The 17,293-nt window shown below is 71.8% G+C and carries 17 protein-coding genes; 9 read left to right on the top strand and 8 right to left on the bottom strand.

Annotated elements, in window-relative coordinates; translation table 11 throughout:
• Positions 1-2: 2 nt before the first annotated feature.
• Together AB0L89_RS27970 and AB0L89_RS27965 are read right to left on the bottom strand one after the other, a co-directional pair.
• Complete coding sequence (locus AB0L89_RS27970) at positions 3-674, bottom strand: response regulator transcription factor (protein ID WP_055701299.1); 672 nt, start codon at positions 672-674, stop codon at positions 3-5.
• A 58-nt stretch (positions 675-732) separates the two neighbouring features.
• Positions 733-1,935 carry a sensor histidine kinase gene (locus AB0L89_RS27965; RefSeq protein ID WP_365146418.1) on the bottom strand — a complete coding sequence of 401 codons (1,203 nt, stop codon included), beginning with the start codon at positions 1,933-1,935 and terminating at the stop codon, positions 733-735.
• A 105-nt stretch (positions 1,936-2,040) separates the two neighbouring features.
• On the opposite strand from AB0L89_RS27965, the gene AB0L89_RS27960 reads away from it, so the two are divergent.
• Positions 2,041-3,072 carry an SAM-dependent methyltransferase gene (locus AB0L89_RS27960; RefSeq protein ID WP_365146415.1) on the top strand — a complete coding sequence of 344 codons (1,032 nt, stop codon included), beginning with the start codon at positions 2,041-2,043 and terminating at the stop codon, positions 3,070-3,072.
• On the opposite strand, the gene AB0L89_RS27955 is transcribed toward AB0L89_RS27960, so the two are convergent.
• Positions 3,037-4,200, bottom strand: coding sequence for an NADH-quinone oxidoreductase subunit D (locus tag AB0L89_RS27955; RefSeq protein ID WP_055701302.1), 1,164 nt, complete (start codon positions 4,198-4,200; stop codon positions 3,037-3,039). The two genes, AB0L89_RS27960 and AB0L89_RS27955, sit on opposite strands and share 36 nt — an antisense overlap.
• Positions 4,201-4,251: 51 nt before the next feature.
• On the opposite strand from AB0L89_RS27955, the gene AB0L89_RS27950 reads away from it, so the two are divergent.
• Both AB0L89_RS27950 and AB0L89_RS27945 read left to right on the top strand, forming a co-directional pair.
• On the top strand, positions 4,252-4,761 hold the full coding sequence (locus tag AB0L89_RS27950) for a PH domain-containing protein (protein WP_365146411.1): 510 nt from the start codon (positions 4,252-4,254) through the stop codon (positions 4,759-4,761).
• Positions 4,762-4,790: 29 nt separating this feature from the next.
• A complete protein-coding gene (locus AB0L89_RS27945; protein WP_365146408.1) occupies positions 4,791-6,101 on the top strand; it encodes a PH domain-containing protein in 1,311 nt (436 codons plus the stop codon).
• Between the two features lie 57 nt (positions 6,102-6,158).
• Here the strand turns inward: AB0L89_RS27945 and AB0L89_RS27940 are convergent, their stop codons facing one another.
• The 4 genes from AB0L89_RS27940 to AB0L89_RS27925 form a co-directional block, all read right to left on the bottom strand.
• The gene (locus AB0L89_RS27940; protein WP_365146405.1) at positions 6,159-7,349 is read right to left on the bottom strand and encodes a hypothetical protein; all 1,191 of its coding nucleotides are present in this window, start codon (positions 7,347-7,349) and stop codon (positions 6,159-6,161) included.
• Positions 7,350-7,620: 271 nt separating this feature from the next.
• Positions 7,621-8,598, bottom strand: coding sequence for an ABC transporter substrate-binding protein (locus AB0L89_RS27935; protein ID WP_365146402.1), 978 nt, complete (start codon positions 8,596-8,598; stop codon positions 7,621-7,623).
• Between the two features lie 129 nt (positions 8,599-8,727).
• The gene (locus AB0L89_RS27930; protein ID WP_365146399.1) at positions 8,728-9,405 is read right to left on the bottom strand and encodes an ABC transporter permease; all 678 of its coding nucleotides are present in this window, start codon (positions 9,403-9,405) and stop codon (positions 8,728-8,730) included.
• Entirely contained in the window at positions 9,402-10,130 is a 729-nt protein-coding gene (locus AB0L89_RS27925; protein ID WP_365146397.1) for an ABC transporter permease, read from the bottom strand. Before AB0L89_RS27925 ends, AB0L89_RS27930 begins: the two co-directional genes overlap by 4 nt.
• A 158-nt stretch (positions 10,131-10,288) precedes the next feature.
• Here AB0L89_RS27925 and AB0L89_RS27920 point away from each other — a divergent pair, with 158 nt between their 5' ends.
• A complete protein-coding gene (locus tag AB0L89_RS27920) occupies positions 10,289-11,446 on the top strand; it encodes a betaine/proline/choline family ABC transporter ATP-binding protein (RefSeq protein ID WP_365146394.1) in 1,158 nt (385 codons plus the stop codon).
• A gap of 38 nt (positions 11,447-11,484) precedes the next feature.
• On the opposite strand, the gene AB0L89_RS27915 is transcribed toward AB0L89_RS27920, so the two are convergent.
• Positions 11,485-12,603, bottom strand: coding sequence for an alpha/beta hydrolase-fold protein (locus tag AB0L89_RS27915; RefSeq protein WP_365146391.1), 1,119 nt, complete (start codon positions 12,601-12,603; stop codon positions 11,485-11,487).
• 249 nt (positions 12,604-12,852) lie between these two features.
• Between AB0L89_RS27915 and AB0L89_RS27910 the strand changes: the two genes are divergently transcribed.
• From AB0L89_RS27910 to folK, 5 genes are all read left to right on the top strand, one after another.
• Complete coding sequence (locus AB0L89_RS27910) at positions 12,853-14,673, top strand: phosphatidylglycerol lysyltransferase domain-containing protein (protein WP_365146388.1); 1,821 nt, start codon at positions 12,853-12,855, stop codon at positions 14,671-14,673.
• Between the two features lie 30 nt (positions 14,674-14,703).
• Positions 14,704-15,576 carry a dihydropteroate synthase gene (gene folP, locus AB0L89_RS27905; protein ID WP_365146385.1) on the top strand — a complete coding sequence of 291 codons (873 nt, stop codon included), beginning with the start codon at positions 14,704-14,706 and terminating at the stop codon, positions 15,574-15,576.
• Positions 15,573-16,094 carry a nuclear transport factor 2 family protein gene (locus AB0L89_RS27900; protein ID WP_365146382.1) on the top strand — a complete coding sequence of 174 codons (522 nt, stop codon included), beginning with the start codon at positions 15,573-15,575 and terminating at the stop codon, positions 16,092-16,094. The genes folP and AB0L89_RS27900 overlap by 4 nt, the downstream gene beginning before the upstream one ends.
• Before the next feature lie 226 nt (positions 16,095-16,320).
• Positions 16,321-16,680 carry a dihydroneopterin aldolase gene (gene folB / locus AB0L89_RS27895; protein WP_365146379.1) on the top strand — a complete coding sequence of 120 codons (360 nt, stop codon included), beginning with the start codon at positions 16,321-16,323 and terminating at the stop codon, positions 16,678-16,680.
• On the top strand, positions 16,677-17,288 hold the full coding sequence (folK, locus tag AB0L89_RS27890) for a 2-amino-4-hydroxy-6-hydroxymethyldihydropteridine diphosphokinase (RefSeq protein ID WP_365146376.1): 612 nt from the start codon (positions 16,677-16,679) through the stop codon (positions 17,286-17,288). The genes folB and folK overlap by 4 nt, the downstream gene beginning before the upstream one ends.
• Positions 17,289-17,293 lie beyond the last annotated feature (5 nt).

Below are 17,293 nucleotides of genomic sequence, written 5' to 3'. Positions count from 1 at the left end.
GGCTACGCTCCGCCCCCGGCCCGCACCAGACCCGTCTCGTACGCGAGGACGACCACCTGCACCCGGTCCCGGAGCCCGAGCTTGGTCAGGATGCGGCCGACGTGCGTCTTCACGGTCGCCTCCGAGAGGACCAGGCGCGCCGCGATCTCGCCGTTCGACAGGCCCTGCGCGACCAGCACCATCACCTCGCGCTCGCGGTCCGTGAGCCGCTCCAGCTCCTTGAGCTGCGGCTGCCCGCCCGCGTTCGGCAGCATCGGCGCGAAGCGGTCGAGGAGCCGGCGCGTGGTGGACGGCGCGACCACCGCGTCGCCGCTGTGCACGGAGCGGATCGCGGCGAGCAGCTCCGCGGGCGGCACGTCCTTGAGCATGAAGCCGGACGCCCCGGCCTTCAGCCCCGAGAAGGCGTACTCGTCGAGGTCGAAGGTGGTCAGGATCAGCACCTTCGGCGGGTTCGCCCCCTGGCAGACGCGCCGGGTGGTCTCCACGCCGTCCAGCTTCGGCATGCGGACGTCCATCAGGACGACGTCGACCTTGGTGGCGCGCAGCACCTCTAGGGCCTCCACGCCGTCACCCGCCTCCGCGACGACCTCCATGTCCGGCTGGGCGGCGAGCACCATCCGGAACCCGGTGCGCAGCAGCACCTGGTCGTCGACGAGCATCACGCGGATCGACATCGAGGGGATCCCTTCGGGGGAGTTCGGTGACAGGTGTCATCGCCGGACGTGGTCAGGTTCAGTGTGCCGGTTTGAGCGGCAGCAGCGCGCTGATGCGGAAGCCGCCCCCGGGCCGCGGCCCGGCGTCCAGCGTGCCGCCGACCATACCGACGCGCTCGCGCATGCCGATCAGGCCGTGTCCACTGCCGTCCGCCCCGCCGTCCTCGTACAGCTCGTGCGGCGCGCCCTTGCCGTCGTCCTCGACGAGCAGCCCCAGGCCGTCGTCGAAGTAGACCAGGCGCACGCTCGCCCCGGCGTTCTCGCCGCCGTGCTTGCGGGTGTTCGTGAGCGCTTCCTGCACGATGCGGTACGCGGTGAGCTCCACGCCGCTGGGCAGCGGGCGCGGGGTGCCCTCGACCTTGAAGTCGACGGGCAGACCGGCCGTGCGCACCTGCTCGATGAGCTCGTCGAGCTGCTCGACGTCGGGCTGCGGGACGTACTCCCCGCTCTCCTCGGGCTCCCCGGTGCGCAGCACGCCGAGCAGCCTGCGCATCTCCGCGAGCGCCTGGCGGCCGGTCCCCGAGATTGTCTCCAGGGCCTTCTTCGCCTGGTCGGGGGCGGTGTCCAGGACGTACGCGGCGCCGTCGGCCTGGACCACCATCACCGAGACGTTGTGCGCGACGACGTCGTGGAGCTCGCGCGCGATGCGCGCCCGCTCGGCCGCCACCGCGACCTTCGACTGCGCCTCGCGCTCCTTCTCCAGGCGGTCGGCACGCTCCTCCAGCTGCGCCAGATAGGCGCGGCGCGTGCGGATGGAGTCGCCGAGCACCCAGGCGAGCGCGAACGGGACTATCTGGAACATCGTGAAGAGGACGTTCCCGAAGACGCTGGTGTTCTCCGAGGGCCAGCGCATCATCGACAGCGGCGCCGCCGCCAGACCGCCGATCAGCGCGAACCGCGAGGCCCACTTCTCCCCGTCGGCCGCCGCCGTGTAGATGACCACCAGCATCGCGAAGTTCGCGGGCATCGTCTCGACGTCGAGGACGAGCTGGAGGACGCCGATGACCGCGGCGAGCACCAGCGTCTGCTCGGTCCAGCGGCGGCGCAGCGCGACGACAAGGGAGAGCCCGATCGCGACGGGGACCGCCGCGATCTTGGGGTCGTAGCCGTTCGCCTCGGACATGGAGACCAGACCGAGCCCGGAGATCCCGAGCAGGACGAAGGCCCAGAAGCCGTCGACCCAGGTCGGGTGTCTGCGGAGAAAGTCATAGAGGCGCTGCACGTAACCCAGCGTAGGCAGCCCGGTGGTGCCCCGGGGTCAACCGAAGGTCCGATCCGTATCGAGCACATGTACTCCCCAAGGTGGAGGCCGCCTAGCCTGCAGGCTGTGACGAACGACCACGAAAGCGCCCGGTGGAGCGCCCGGCGCGGCTGGCGCGAGGCCACCGAGGCCGCTCTGTACGGCCCTGACGGCTTCTACCGCCGCCCCGAAGGACCCGCCGGGCACTTCCGCACCTCCGTGCACGCCTCGCCCCTCTACGCCGCCGCCGTGGCGCGGCTCCTGCGCCGCCTGGACACCGCGCTCGGCCACCCCGCCGAGCTGGCCTTCGTGGACATGGGCGCGGGCCGCGGCGAGCTGACCGCGGGTGTCCTGGCCGCGCTCCCCGCCGAGGTGGCGGCACGCGTGCGCGCGTACGCGGTGGAGCGCGCGGAGCGCCCCGCGGGCCTCGATCCGCGCATCGGCTGGCGCGCCGCCCCGCCGGCCGGCGTCACGGGCCTGCTGTTCGCCAACGAATGGCTGGACAACGTCCCCCTGGACGTCGCCGAGGTCGCCGACGACGGGACGGTGCGCCGGGTGCTGGTGGGCGACGACGGCGCCGAGGCGCTGGGCGGGCCCGTCGAGGGGCCGGACGCCGACTGGCTGGCGCGCTGGTGGCCGCTGGGGTCCGGGCCGGGGCTGCGCGCGGAGATCGGGCGCCCCCGGGACGAGGCCTGGGCGGCCGCCTCCGCGTCCCTCGCGCGCGGCCTCGCGGTCGCCGTCGACTACGCCCACACCCGGGACGCCCGCCCGCCGTTCGGGACGCTGACGGGCTTCAGGGAGGGCCGCGAGACGGCGCCGGTGCCGGACGGCGGCTGCGACATCACGGCCCATGTGGCGCTGGACGCCTGCGCGCGGGAGGGCGCCGCGCTGCTGACCCAGCGGGCGGCGCTCGGCGCGCTGGGCGTGCGCGGCGGCCGTCCGCCGCTCGCGCTGGCCTCCAGCGACCCGGCCGCCTACGTACGTGCCCTCACGCGCGCGGGAGAGGCCGCCGAGCTGACCGCGCCCGGCGGGCTCGGCGACTTCGGCTGGCTGCTGCAGCCCGTCGGCGTGGACCCGGCCCCGCTACTTGTCGATGTCGCCGACCACGAAGAACAGTGACCCCAGGATCGCCACCATGTCCGCGACCAGCTGGCCGGGCAGCAGCTCGGTCAGCGCCTGGATGTTGTTGTACGAGGCCGAGCGCAGCTTCAGGCGGTACGGCGTCTTCTCGCCCTTGCTGACGAGGTAGTAGCCGTTGATGCCGAGGGGGTTCTCGGTCCACGCGTACGTGTGGCCCTCGGGGGCCTTGAGGACCTTCGGCAGCCGCTGGTTGATCGGGCCCTGCGGGAGCTCGGCGAGCCGGTCGAGGCAGGCGTCCGCGAGGTCGAGGGCGTTGTGGGTCTGCTCCAGGAGGCACTCGAAGCGGGCCAGGCAGTCGCCCTCCTCGCGCGTGACGACCTTCAGGGTGTCCTGCAGCTCGCCGTACGCGAGATACGGCTCGTCGCGGCGCAGGTCGAAGTCGACTCCGGAGGCGCGGGCGATGGGACCGCTGACTCCGTAGGCGTGCGCCGCCTCGGGCGTGAGGACGCCGACGCCGCGCGTGCGGCCCCGGAAGATCTCGTTGCCGAGCACCAGGCGGTCGTACACGTCCATGCGCGAACGCACCGACGCGACCGCCTCCCGCGCGCGGGAGGCCCATCCGGCGGGCAGGTCCTCCTTGAGGCCGCCGACGCGGTTGAACATGTAGTGCATGCGGCCGCCGGAGATCTCCTCCATCACGTTCTGGAGCTCCTCGCGCTCGCGGAACGCGTGGAACACCGGGGTGATTCCGCCCAGTTCGAGGGGGTACGACCCCAGGAACATCAGGTGGTTGAGGACGCGGTTCAGCTCGGCAAGCAGCGTGCGCATCCACACGGCCCGCTCGGGGACCTCCATGCCGAGCATCCGCTCCACGGCCAGCACGACGCCCAGCTCGTTCGAGAACGCCGACAGCCAGTCGTGGCGGTTGGCCAGCATCACGATCTGCCGGTAGTCCCGGGCCTCGAAGAGCTTCTCCGCACCGCGGTGCATGTAGCCGATCACCGGCTCCGCGTGCTGGATGCGCTCGCCGTCCAGGACGAGCCGGAGCCGGAGCACGCCGTGCGTGGACGGGTGCTGGGGGCCGATGTTGAGCACCATGTCGGTGCTCTCGGCCGCTCCGCCGATGCCGAGCGTGGTCTCCGTGGCGGTCTCCGTGGTGGGACTCATGCGCACAGTCTCTCGCACGCGGCTGTCCTTGGTCGTACGTACGCTTGAAGCATGGATTCGGGGATGGTGGGGCCCGCTGGACCGGCGGGGGCACGGACGGAGCCGGTGTGGACCGGCCTGCCCAAAGGACTGCTCACGATGCGGCGGCTGCTGCTGGTGGTCTGGCTGGTGCCGCTCGCGGTGGCCGTCGGCGTGCTGCTCGGCCTGTTCGCCGGGCCCGCCTGGGCGGCCTTCGCACTGCTGCCGCTCGCCGTCGTGGCGTGGGGCTGGCCGATGCTGGGGCGCAACTGGCGCTCGTGGCGGTACGCGGAGCGGGCCGACGACCTGCTCATCAGCCGCGGCGTGCTCTGGCGCGAGGAGACCGTCGTGCCGTACGGCCGCATGCAGCTCGTCGAGGTGACCTCGGGTCCCGTGGAGCGGTACTTCGGGCTCGCCGGCGTGCAGTTGCACACCGCGGCGGCGGCCACCGACGCGCGCATCCCCGGCCTCCTCCCTGAGGAGGCCGAGCGCCTGCGCGACCGCCTGACCGAGCTGGGCGAGGCCCGATCGGCGGGGCTGTGAGCGGCGGGCCCGCGACCACGGAGCGGCCCGTGGACGGAGGCGGCGGCTCCGTGCAGGAGCGGCGGCTGCACCCCGTCACGCCGCTGCGCCGCGCCTGGGCGCCCTTCGCGCTCCTGGTGGGCTGGGCCGTCCACGATCCGAACGGCACGCAGCAGCGCGTCTCCGAACTGACCGCCACCACACTGCTCCTCATCTGCGCCGCGTTCATCATCGGCGGCGGCCTCTACGGCTTCCTGAGCTGGTGGTTCACGCACTTCGCCGTCACCGACACCGAACTGCGCATCCGCACCGGCCTGCTCTTCCGGCGCACCGCCCACATCCGCCTCGACCGGCTCCAGGCCGTCGACGTGACCCGGCCGCTGCTCGCCCGCATCGCGGGAGTCGCCAAGCTCAAGCTGGACGTCGTCGGCACGGAGGACAAGGACGAGCTGGCCTACCTCGGCGAGCGCGAGGCCGCCGCGCTGCGCGCCGAACTCCTCGCGCGGGCGGCCGGTTTCGCCCCGGAGGAGGCCCGCGAGGTCGGCGAGGCCCCCGTCCGCAACCTGCTGCACGTCCAGCCGCGCATGCTCGCGCTCTCCCTGCTGCTGACCGGCGGGCCCTGGCTGATGCTCATCGCCGCGGTGGTCGTGCCGACGTTCCTGTGGTTCGCCACGCACAGCGTGTGGACGGTCGTGGCGACCGGACTGCCCATGCTGGGCGGCGCGTTCGCGAGCAGCGGCGGCCGCTTCATCACGGAGTACGACTGGACGGTGGGCGAGTCCCCGGACGGGCTCCGCATCGACCACGGACTGCTCGACAAGGCCCACGAGACGGTGCCGCCGGGGCGCGTGCAGACCGTGCACATCGTGCAGCCGCTGCTGTGGCGGCGGTTCGGCTGGGTGCGGGTCGAGCTGGACGTCGCGGGCTCGTCCAACGGCGTCCTGGTGCCGGTCGCCCCGCGCGAGCACGCCGAGGCGGTGATCGCCCGGGTCCTGCCGGGCGTGCGCGTGCCGGACGCCGCGGAGCTCGTACGGCCGCCCGCGCGCGCGGCGTGGTGCGTGCCGCTGTGGTGGAAGGGGTACGGCCTCGCGGTCACGGACGCGGTCTTCGCGGCGCGCCACGGCCGGTTCAGGCGCCGCCTCTCGCTCGTCCCGCACGCCAAGGTGCAGAGCGTGCGGCTCTCCCAGGGCCCGTGGGAGCGGTTCAAGGGCGTGGCCGACGTGAAGGTGGACACCGGCGCCGGCAAAACGGTGACGGCCCGTCTGCGGCCCGCGGACGAGGCCGCGACCCTCCTCCACGCCCAGGCCGACCGCTCGCGAACGGGCCGCAGGACGGCAACCCCGGACCGCTGGATGGCGTGACCCTCGACGAGGGGCCCGGGGCGCCCCATCAGGAGCGCCCCGAAGGGGCCACCCGGCCTACGCCCGAAGGGCCCCGCGCAACGACGCCACGTCGATCTGTTCCGTCTCGTCGTGGGCCGTCAGGTCGATGACCTGCCCCACGCCGCGCGAGGCGTCGTCGTCACCCGCGTCCTTGAACTCGGCCTCGGCCTCGGCCTTGTGGACCGCGAGGGCCTCCTCGCCCACCACGTCGGCGAGGTCCTCGTTCTGCACGGACTCCAGCGCGGCGGGCGTGCTCTTCGTACCGAAGAAGTCGAATCCGCCCTGCGGGGCCGTGCGGCGCGCCTGCGCGGGCGGCGCGACGGCGACCGCGCGCTCGTGCCCGCCGTATCCGTCGGCCGCCCCGGGCTTCCCCCGCGACTCGGCCTCCTGCGCCTGCGCGGCCCGCGCGCCTGCCTCGGTCCTGGTGTCCGCCTTCGTCTCCCGCTCCGGCGCGGGCGCGGTACGCGGAGTCATGCGGTCGAGCGCCGCGTTGGCCCGCAGGAACAGCGAAGGCGTGGGGCTGGCGCCCGGCCGGGCGGAGACCCGGGACTCGGCGCCCTGCGGCGCCTCCGCTTTCGCCTCCTCTTTCGCCTCCGCACCAGCTTCACCCTCGGCCTCAGCCTTGCCCTCGGCCTCAGCATCGGCCTCGGCCTTCGCCGAACTCTCCGTACGCGCCCCGGGCACCGGCGCGCCCGCGCGCACCGCGGGGACCAGGTCCGCCGCGCCCGTGCCGGTGGTGGTGTTCGCCGACGGGAGTGCGGGCGCCGGTGAGGAAGCCTCTATGGCGAGCAGCCTGCGGCCCTCCAGGGCGCTGGCCCGCTCCGTCTCGGCGGTGGCGTACCGCCGCAGCAGCGCGGCGTGTTCGTTGCGCAGCGCGGCCAGCTCGGACCGCTTGGTGCGCAGCTTCGTCTCCAGCTTGGCCCGCAGCTCGCGGGACTCGTCGAGGTCGGACTCGGCCTCGGCTATGCGCTCCTCGTAGCGCCACTCGTCGCCGGCGCGGGCGCGGCCGAGCTCGGCGACGCGTTTGCCCGCCGCCTGGTCCCAGCGGCGCATGACGACCGAGCCGACGACGGCGGCCGCGGCGGCCGCCGCGACGAGCCCGCGGAGCACGACCGGTTCCGCGAACATCCAGGCGCCGCCGGCGCAGAGAACAGAGACGCCTGCGACCGTCGAGGGAGGTAGCAGCCTGTGCAGGGGTGGGGAATGGCGGTGACGTCCACGTGGCATGGCCAGAAACTTACCGCGCGTAGGCGAAGTGTGGTGCCCCGCCCGTCAAAAAGCAGGTTCCACAACGGTATCCCGCCACAACTCCCCACCCCTCCACCGCTTTGCTTCAGTGCTCAACCTCCCCCGGGTCCACGGAACTTCTCCCGGGGGTTCTCGCGTCGCTTCTCACGGCACTTCTCGCGCCGCTTCTCCCGGAACTTCCGTGGTGCTTCCCCCGAAGTTCATGATCAACTTCTGGAGCGGCGGCGGCGCCTTCTCCTTCCGGGCCGGGCTACTTCTCGATCAGGCCCTTCGACTCCAGATACTCCTTCGCGACATCCGCTTCCTTCTGACGCTCCTCGTCGACCTTCCGGTTGAGTTCGATGAGGTCTTCCGTGGTGAGCGTCTTCGTCAGCTTCGCGAGCGCGTCGGCTATCTCCTTGTCGCCGGCCTCCTTCTCGTTCACCACGGGGAGGATGTTGTCCGCGTTCTGGAGCTTCTTGTCGTCCTCGAGGATCACGAGGTCGTAGTTCTTCAGCGTCGCGTCCGTCGTGGTGGTCAGCACCAGCTGGTCCGTGCCGTTCTTGACGGCCTGCTTGGACTGCGTGGTGCCGACGCCCTTCGGGTCGATTCCCGCGACATCGATGCCGTACTTCTTCTTCAGACCGGGCGCGCAGAACGGCCGGGTCTCGCATTCGTCGCCCGCCGCGATCCTGACCTTCTCGCCCGACTTGCCGAGATCCGAGAGCGTCTTGAGCTTGTGCTTCCGCGCGTATTCCTTGGAGACCGCGAACGCGTTCTGGTCGACCGCCCCGCCCGCCGGCAGCACCTTCAGGCCCTGCGGCTTCGCGAGCTTCTCCAGGGCGCTCACCGTGGCGTCGAGATCACTGGAGGCGACCGGCTTCGCCTTCGGGCCGTTCTTCTCCAGGTTGAGGAATTCCGCGAGCGTCGCCGCGTATTCGGGCGCGATGTCGATCGAGCCCTTCTTCAGCTCGGGCTTGTAGATCTCGCGGTTCTGCACGGTCTTGACCTGCGCGTCATATCCGGCGTCCGCGAGCACGCCCACGTACAGCTCGGCGAGCACCTTCTGCTCGGTGAAGCGGGCCGAACCCACCACGAGCGAGCCCTTCTTCCCGTCGCCCGCCTTGTCCGACCCCTTGCCGCCGTCCTCCAGGCTGTCCCCGCCGCACGCGGCGAGCCCCGCGGTCAGGGCCACGACGGCCGCGGCCGCCCCTGCCATCCGTCGCGCGCGACGCGTTGTGCTCTTCATTGGGTGAACCACCATTTCGAGAAGAAGGAAGAGTTCGAGAGGAAAGAAGCGTTCGAGAGGAAGGAAGCGAGAGAAAGCGGCGGGAAGGAATCGGAACTCATCGCACCGCGCCCGGGCGGGCCCCGGCACTCACCGGACCGCGCCGCTCCGCCGCATCGGGTCGAAGGCCCGGCCCGCCAGGACCAGGACGCCCTCCACGAGCAACGCGAGCAGCGCCACCAGAACGGCACCCGCGACCACTTGAGGGGTGTTCTGCAGGTTGAACCCGGCCGTGATGATGCGGCCGAGGCCCCCCTCGCCCGCCATCGCGGCGAGCGTGGCCGTCGCGACGACCTGCACACCCGCGGACCGGACCCCGGTCATGATCAGCGGGTACGCGAGCGGCAGCTCGACCCGCGCGAACAGCTGACGCCCGCTCATGCCCATCCCGCGCGCGGCCTCCACCACCGCCCGGTCCACCTCGCGCATGCCGAGGTAGGCGTTGGTCAGCAGCGGCGGCACCGCGAAGAGCACCAGCGCGATCAGCGTCGGCACGTCCCCGTGCTCACCGAGCGGCGTGAGCGTGAGCAGGATCAGCAGGGCGAGCGTGGGCACCGCACGGCCGACGTTGGAGATGTTGACCGCGAGGGCGCCGCCCTTGCCGATATGGCCGAGATACAGCGCGAGGGGCAGCGCGATCACACAGGCGACGGCGAGGCAGACCCCGCTGAAGTACAGGTGCTCGGCGAGGCGGTGCCACACCCCCTTCTCGCCCTGCCAGTTGGCGCCCGTGGTCAGCCAGTCGTACGCACCGGTGATCGCGTTCATGCAGGTTCCGCCACCTTGGCCGTGGCCGCCTTGCGCGCGGCACGGCTCGTCCGTATTCGGTGGACTCTCGTCCAGGGGGTGAGCCACCGCTGGAGGGCGAGCAGCAGCAGATCGGCGACGACGGCGAGGAGCACGCACAGGACCGACGCCGTGAGCACCTGGGCCTTGAAGGTCGTGTCGAGGCCGTCGAGGATGAGCGTGCCGAGGCCGCCGTAGTCCACGATGGCGCCGACGGTCGTCAGCGCGACCGTGGAGACCGTGGTGATGCGGACGCCGGCCAGCAGGGCGGGCAGCGCCAGCGGCAGTTCCACCTCCCACAGCAGTCTCAGCGGGCCGTACCCCATCCCCTTGGCGGCGTCTCTCGCCTCTTCGGGGACGGCCTGGAGCCCGGCGAGGATGTTCCGCACGAGGACCGTGAGCGAATACAGCACCAGGCCCGTGACGACCAGGGACACCGAAAGGCCGAAGAACGGCAGGAGCAGGGAGAACATCGCCAGGGAGGGGACCGTGTACAGCACGGTCGTCACGCCGAGGATCGGACCCGCCAGAAAGCGCCAGCGCCGCGCGAGCAGCGCGAGCGGCAGCGAGACGGCGAGGCCGATCGCCACCGAGGCGACCGTGATCCCGACGTGCTGAAGGGTCGCGTCGATCAACTCCTGGCTGCGGGTGCGGAGATATTCCCCGCAGATCCAGTCGTTCGTCACCAGACAGTTCTGCTCGGCCACGCGCCCCACCTCCCCCGAATCCCCGGACGTATGCCGCACACACGTCCCCCCGTGTCCGGCGACCCTAACGCGCGGCACTGACAATCGCCGAGACTCGTTGTACTGCCGCAACATGGCCTTCACGCAAAGCCCGCCACCGCCCGCCACAATGGGGAACCATGATCCGGTTCGAGCACGTCACCAAGCGCTACGCGGACGGCACCACGGCCGTCGACGATCTGTCCTTCGAGGTCGCCGAGGGTGAACTGGTCACGCTCGTCGGCCCGTCCGGCTGCGGCAAGACGACGACGATGAAAATGGTGAACCGGCTCATCGAGCCGAGCGAGGGCCGGATATTCGTCGACGGCGACGACATATCCGGAATCGATCCCGTCCAGCTCCGGCGCCGCATCGGCTATGTCATCCAGCAGGTCGGCCTCTTCCCGCACAAGACGGTGCTGGAGAACACGGCGACCGTCCCGCACCTCCTCGGCGTCAAGCGCGGCAAGGCCCGCGAGCGCGCCGCCGAACTCCTCGACCTGGTCGGCCTCGACCCCGCCGTCTTCGGCGACCGCTTTCCCGAGCAGCTCTCCGGAGGCCAGCGGCAGCGCGTCGGCGTGGCCCGCGCCCTGGCCGCCGACCCGCCGGTGCTCCTCATGGACGAGCCGTTCGGCGCGGTCGACCCCGTGGTGCGCGAGCACCTCCAGAACGAGTTCCTCCGCCTCCAGCAGTCCGTGCGCAAGACCGTGCTCTTCGTCACGCACGACATCGAGGAGGCCGTCCGCCTCGGCGACCGCATCGCCGTGTACGGCCAGGGCCGCATCGAGCAGTTCGACACCCCCTCGACGGTCCTGGGCGCCCCCGCGACCGACTACGTGGCCGACTTCGTCGGCGCGGACCGCGGTCTGAAGCGGCTCTCCGTGACGCCGATCGAGGAGGGCGACCTGGAGCAGCCGCCGGTCGTGCACCTGGACGACCCGCTGCCCAAGGAGCTCGACGCCCGCTGGGCCGTGGTCCTGGACGGCGAGAACAACCTGCACGGCTGGATCTCCGCCGAGCACGCGCGCGTGGGCGGCGGCACGGTCCGCGAGCACGCCCGCCGCATGGAGGCGTGGCTCCCGGTCGGCGCGAGCCTGAAGCAGGCGTTCGCGACGATGCTCCAGCACGACGCGGGCTGGATCGCGGTCATCGACAAAGAGAGCGCGGGCCGCTTCCTGGGCGTGCTGACCCCGGCCCGGCTGCACGAGGCGCTGCGCCGCTCGACGGCGGCGGACGCGCGCGACATCGCGCGCGCGGAGGTCGAGCTGGAGACGGTGACCGCCATCACGGAAGGCTGACGGCCCGCCCGGGCCCGGCCAGCCCCGGGACCAGGGGGCTAGTCGTCGCTCAGCCGCCCGCTGATCCACTGAAGCGTCGCGGGGATCTCCCGGCGCCAGGTGTTGAAGTTGTGCCCGCCGCTGTCGAGCGTGATCGAGGAGACGCGCGTGGGCGCCTTCACCTTGTCGATGAACTTCAGGGTGTCCCGGTAGTTGTCCTCGCCCTTCTTGCTGCTGCTCACCAGAAGGGACGTCTTGGGCGCCGGCATGTGGTCGAGGTACCACATCAGGTCGGCGCGCTGTTCGAGCTCCTTGTCACCGTGGAAGAGGTCGCCGGTGGTGACGTCGATGGGCGCCTTGTAGTACGCGGACAGGCCTGCCCCTGCGCCGTACTTGTCGGGGTGGTGCATGGCGAGCTTGAGCGCGCAGTAGCCGCCCGTGGAGTCTCCGATGACGCCCCAGTTCGCGGCCTTGGTGCCCACCCTGTAGTGCTGCGATATCGCTCCGGGCAGGTCCTTGGCGAAGAACGTCTCGGTCTGCGGGCCGCCGGGGATGTCCACGCACTCCGTGTCGCGCGGCGGCGCCACGGTGGGCCGCATCATGATCAGGATCATCGGCTGCATCTTGCCGTCGGCGGCCTGCCGGTGGGCGGTCTGCGGGTAGTGCAGGCCCTTGATGAGCGCCTCCGCGGTGCCCGGGTAGCCGGTGAGCACCACGGACGCGGGGAACTTGCGGTTCTTGTACTGGGGCTGGAAGTACTCGGGCGGCAGGTAGACGTAGGCGGGGCTGCCTATGTTGGACGCCTTCCCGCCGACCTCGATCTTCTGGATCTGGCCGCCGATGGCGGGCCGGCCGCCGCCGGGCACGTTCACGGTCTGGGTGTCGACGACCTTGACGGGCCCTGCTCCTTTGGCCGGATCGTGGTCGACCACCACTCCGGGTGCCGTCTCCTGGCCGAAGAGGTCGGCCCACGTGGCGTAGAAACCGAAGGCCTGGTTGGCCGCGAGACCCACCGAGGCGAAGATCGCGACCTGGGTGGCGATGAGCAGCCCCACGCGCCCCGTGACCGCCTTCCAGCTCCGGCGGGCCAGCCGCGGCCAGAGCCAGACGGTGCCGATGAAGAGCAGTACGGCCAGCAAGACCGCAAGGGCGAGGACCTTGTTGCTCGTGAGACCCATGGGGTGTTCCTGCCTGCGCTTTCTACCTTTGCCGGGGCGTGCCGCGGCGTGACCGGACCCGGGCCCGGACCTGCCGGCGCCGCCGGTGACCCTGCCTGAGCTTTTCCAGCCGGTTTCCGGTCGGGAATGAACCCGTTTCCCCGAAGGACCGTCCTAGAGGGCGCAATGTTGCCGGATGCCTCTTTGGCACCGGAATCAAGGTCTCTCGCAGAACTACGGGATGCGATGTCTGTCAGGATAGATGGGGAAATGTCGGGCGGGGTTCCGGACAGTGAGGACCGCCACCGTGACGGGCGGGTCCGCCGGGTACTGCGCGGTCCGCGCCCCGAGGTCGTGCCGACCATCGTCGCCAGAGCCTGCGCGCTCGTCGGCCTCCTGAACGTCGCGGCAGGAGTCTTCCCGCGCTTCCGGCACAGCCGCATGCACGCCATCGCCGAGGTCCTGCCCGGTGCGCTCGGCCCCTTCGCCGCCGCCCTCGCGCTCAGCTCCGGCGTCCTGCTGCTCCTGCTCGCGCACGGCCTGCGCCGCCACAAGCGGCGGGCCTGGCGGGCCGCCGTGGTGCTGCTCCCCGCGGGTGCCGTGGCACAGTTCGCGTACCGCCACTCGGTCATCGGTGTCCTGATCTCGCTGGCGCTCCTCGCGCTCCTGTTGCGCCATCGGAGTGAGTTCACCGCCCTGCCCGATCCGCGCAGCCGCTGGCGGGCCCTGGCCAACTTCGTCCTCCTCGGTGCCGGCTCGATCGTCCTGGGCCTGGTGATCGTCAGCGTCCACCCCGGGAAGGTCATCGGGGACCCGAGCATCACGGACCGCCTGGAGCACGTCCTGTACGGGCTCTTCGGCTTCGAGGGCCCCGTCGACTACTACGGACGCACGTCCTGGACGGTCGGTTTCTCCCTCGGCGCCCTCGGCATGCTCACCGCCCTCACCACCATCTACCTGGCCTTCCGCCCCGAGCACCCGGCCGCCCGCCTCACCGAGGACGACGAGACGCGGCTGCGCGCCCTGCTCGACAAGCACGGCAGCCGCGACTCCCTCGGCCACTTCGCGCTCCGCCGCGACAAGGGCGTCGTCTTCTCCCCCAGCGGCAAGGCCGCCGTCACCTACCGCGTCGTCTCCGGAGTGATGCTCGCCAGCGGCGACCCGATCGGCGACGTCGAGGCCTGGCCCGGCGCCATCGAGCGCTTCATGGACGAGGCCAAGCTCCACTCCTGGACCCCCGCCGTCATGGGCTGCTCCGAGACGGGCGGCGAGGTCTGGACCCGCGAGACGGGCCTGGACGCCCTCGAACTGGGCGACGAGGCGGTGGTGGACGTCGCGGATTTCTCCCTGTCCGGGCGTGCGATGCGCAACGTACGCCAGATGGTCAAGCGGATCGAGCGCAATGGGTACGAGACGCGCGTGCGGCGCATCCGTGACCTCGGCGAGAACGAGCTCGCCAGGATCCAGCGCGCCGCCGACGACTGGCGCGGCACCGACACCGAGCGCGGCTTCTCCATGGCGCTCGGCCGCATCGGCGACCCCGACGACGGCGACTGTCTGATCGCCACGGCCCACAAGGCCGACGAGGAGCCGGGCCCCTACGGCGACCTGAAGGCCGTCCTCCACTTCGTCCCCTGGGGCAAGGACGGCGTCTCCCTGGACCTCATGCGCCGCGACCGCTCGGCCGACCCCGGCATGAACGAGCTGCTCATCGTCGCCGCCCTCCAGGCCGCCCCCAAACTGGGCATCGCTCGCGTCTCGCTCAACTTCGCGATGTTCCGCGCGGCCCTCGCCCGCGGCGAGAAGATCGGCGCGGGCCCGGTCCTGCGCGCCTGGCGCGGCCTGCTGGTCTTCCTGTCCCGCTGGTTCCAGATCGAGTCGCTGTACAAGTTCAACGCGAAGTTCCGCCCCCGCTGGGAGCCCCGCTTCGTCGTCTACCGCTCCAGCAAGGACCTGCCCCGCATCGGCTTCGCCGCCATGCAGGCCGAGGGCTTCGTCACGCTCGCGCTGCCCCGCTTCCTGCGCCGGGGCACCCCCCAGCGCCGCCCCTGCCCGCACCAGGCCGCCGAGCGCGAGGTCCGGGCGGCATAATCCGGCCGCATCCGGGCCTACGCTGGAGACATGAGTACGTTGCGCGGGCGGGGAACGGTCCAGGGGCTGCCGGAGTGGGACCGCTGTGCGGTCATGGGCGTCGTGAACGTGACGCCCGACTCCTTCTCCGACGGCGGCCGCTGGTTCGACACCACGGTCGCCGTCAAGCACGGCGTCGACCTGGTCGCCCAGGGCGCCGACCTCGTCGACGTCGGCGGCGAGTCGACCCGCCCCGGGGCCCCCCGCGTGGACGAGGACGAGGAACTGCGCCGCGTCGTGCCCGTCGTGCGGGGCCTGGCCGCCGAGGGCGTCACCGTCTCCGTGGACACCATGCGCGCCACCGTCGCCGAGCAGGCCCTCGCCGCGGGCGCCGTCCTCGTCAACGACGTCAGCGGCGGCCTCGCCGACCCGCGCATGGTCCCCGCCGTCGCCGCCGCCGGAGCGCCCTTCGTGGTCATGCACTGGCGCGGCTTCCTCACCGACATGCACGCCGAGCCGCACTACGAGGACGTCGTCACCGAAGTCATCACCGAGCTGCACGCGCGCGTGGAGGCCGCCATCGAGGGCGGCATCGCCCCCGAACGCATCGTCGTCGACCCCGGCCTCGGCTTCTCCAAGGAGGCCGAGCACGACCTGGCGCTCCTCGCCCGCCTCGACCGGCTGCGCGAGCTGGGCCACCCCATCCTGGTCGCCGCCTCCCGCAAGCGGTTCCTCGGCCGTGTCCTCGCGGGCCCCGAGGGCGCCCCGCCGCCCGCCCGCGAGCGCGACGCCGCCACCGCCGCGGTCTCCGCCATCGCCGCCCACCAGGGCGCCTGGGCGGTCCGTGTGCACGAGGTACGGGCGACGGCCGACGCGGTCCGTGTCGCCCAGGCCGTGACGGACGCGGCGGGCGGCCACCGGTGACCGAGGCCAGCAGGACCGACAGCGAGCAGGTCGAGCTCGCCAACACGGCCTTCTACGAAGCGCTGGAACGCGGCGACTTCGACAAGGTGTCCGATCTGTGGCTGGACTCCGGAGACGGTGGCGGGGACGGGGACGGCGAGGACGGCGACGACGGCGAGGGCACGGCGGCCGACGCGATCTCCTGCGTCCACCCCGGCTGGCCGGTCCTCACGGGCCGCGGCGAGGTCCTCAGGTCGTACGCGCTGATCATGGCCAACACCGAGTACATCCAGTTCTTCCTCACCGACCTGAAGGTCGGCGTGGCCGGCGACACCGCCCTGGTGACCTGCACCGAGAACATCCTCAGCGGCGGCCCGCCCCCGGAGGGCGGCGGCGAACTGGGCCCGCTCGTGGGCCAGCTCGTGGTCGCCACGAACGTGTTCCGCCGCACACCCGACGGCTGGAAGCTGTGGTCGCACCACGCGTCACCCGTGCTCGCCGAAACCGACGACGAAGAGGGCGAAGAGACACCCTCCTGAGTGGGTAGGCGCAGGAATGTGGTTGGGATCACCGGCCGCCGGGTATGGGCGGCTACTCAGCCACGAGCCGCGACTCGAACGCGGTTCGACCGGTGTGCGCCGCGGCGGCCGACAGGCCCCCGCGGGCGAGCTCTGTCAGTGCTCGCAGGTAGATTCGATTGAGGCTGGTGTGCCGACCGCACTCGGTGCAGGCCTGCCGATACCGACGATTGCAGGAGTGATTCGCGTGGATCGTGTCGCGCTGCGCGGCCTCAAGGCCCGCGGGCACCACGGTGTCTATCCGCGGGAGCGCGAAGAGGGCCAGACCTTCATCGTGGACCTGGTGCTTGGTCTGGACACGCGAGCGGCCGCGGCCGACGACGACCTGGCGAAGACCGTGCACTACGGGATCGTGGCCGAGGAGGTCGCGGGGGTCGTCGAGGGCGAGCCCGTCGACCTGATCGAGACGCTCGCCGAGCGCATCGCCCAGACGTGTCTGAAGCACGACGGAGTCCTGGAGGTCGAGGTGTGCGTGCACAAGCCGGACGCCCCGATCACCGTCCCCTTCGACGACGTGACCGTCACCATCACCCGGAGCCGAGTATGACTGCGCCCTTCAAAGCGGGTCAGAGCGACCCCACCGTCCAGCCGGTGCCCACCGCCGTGGTCGAGCAGGTCGACGCCGCGGACACGACCCTGTCCAACCCCAACCGCGCCGTGATCTCCCTCGGCAGCAACCTCGGCAACCGCCTGGAGACGCTCCAGGGCGCCATCGACGCCCTGGAGGACACCCCCGGCCTGCGGGTCAAGGCGGTCTCCCCGGTGTACGAGACCGAGCCGTGGGGCGTCGACCCCGGCACCCAGCCCTCGTACTTCAACGCGGTCGTCGTGGTGAAGACGACCCTGCCGCCGTCCTCGCTCCTGGAGCGCGCGCAGGCCGTCGAGGAGGCCTTCCACCGCGTCCGCGACGAGCGCTGGGGTCCGCGCACGCTCGACGTGGACATCGTGGCCTATGCCGACGTGGTCTCCGACGACCCGGCGCTCACCCTGCCCCACCCGCGGGCGCACGAGCGCGCCTTCGTCCTCGCCCCCTGGCACGACGTCGAGCCCGAGGCCCAGCTGTCCGGCCGCGGCCCGGTGGCGCACCTGCTCGACACCCTCACCCACGAAGGCGTCGCTCCCCGCGCCGACCTGGAACTCCGGCTGCCGGAGTAGTCGTT

Source organism: Streptomyces sp. NPDC052114, assembly GCF_040680155.1.
GTDB lineage: Bacteria > Actinomycetota > Actinomycetes > Streptomycetales > Streptomycetaceae > Streptomyces.
The sequence above is the reverse complement of the archived record's forward strand: the minus strand, read 5'-3'. Positions and strand labels throughout refer to the sequence as shown.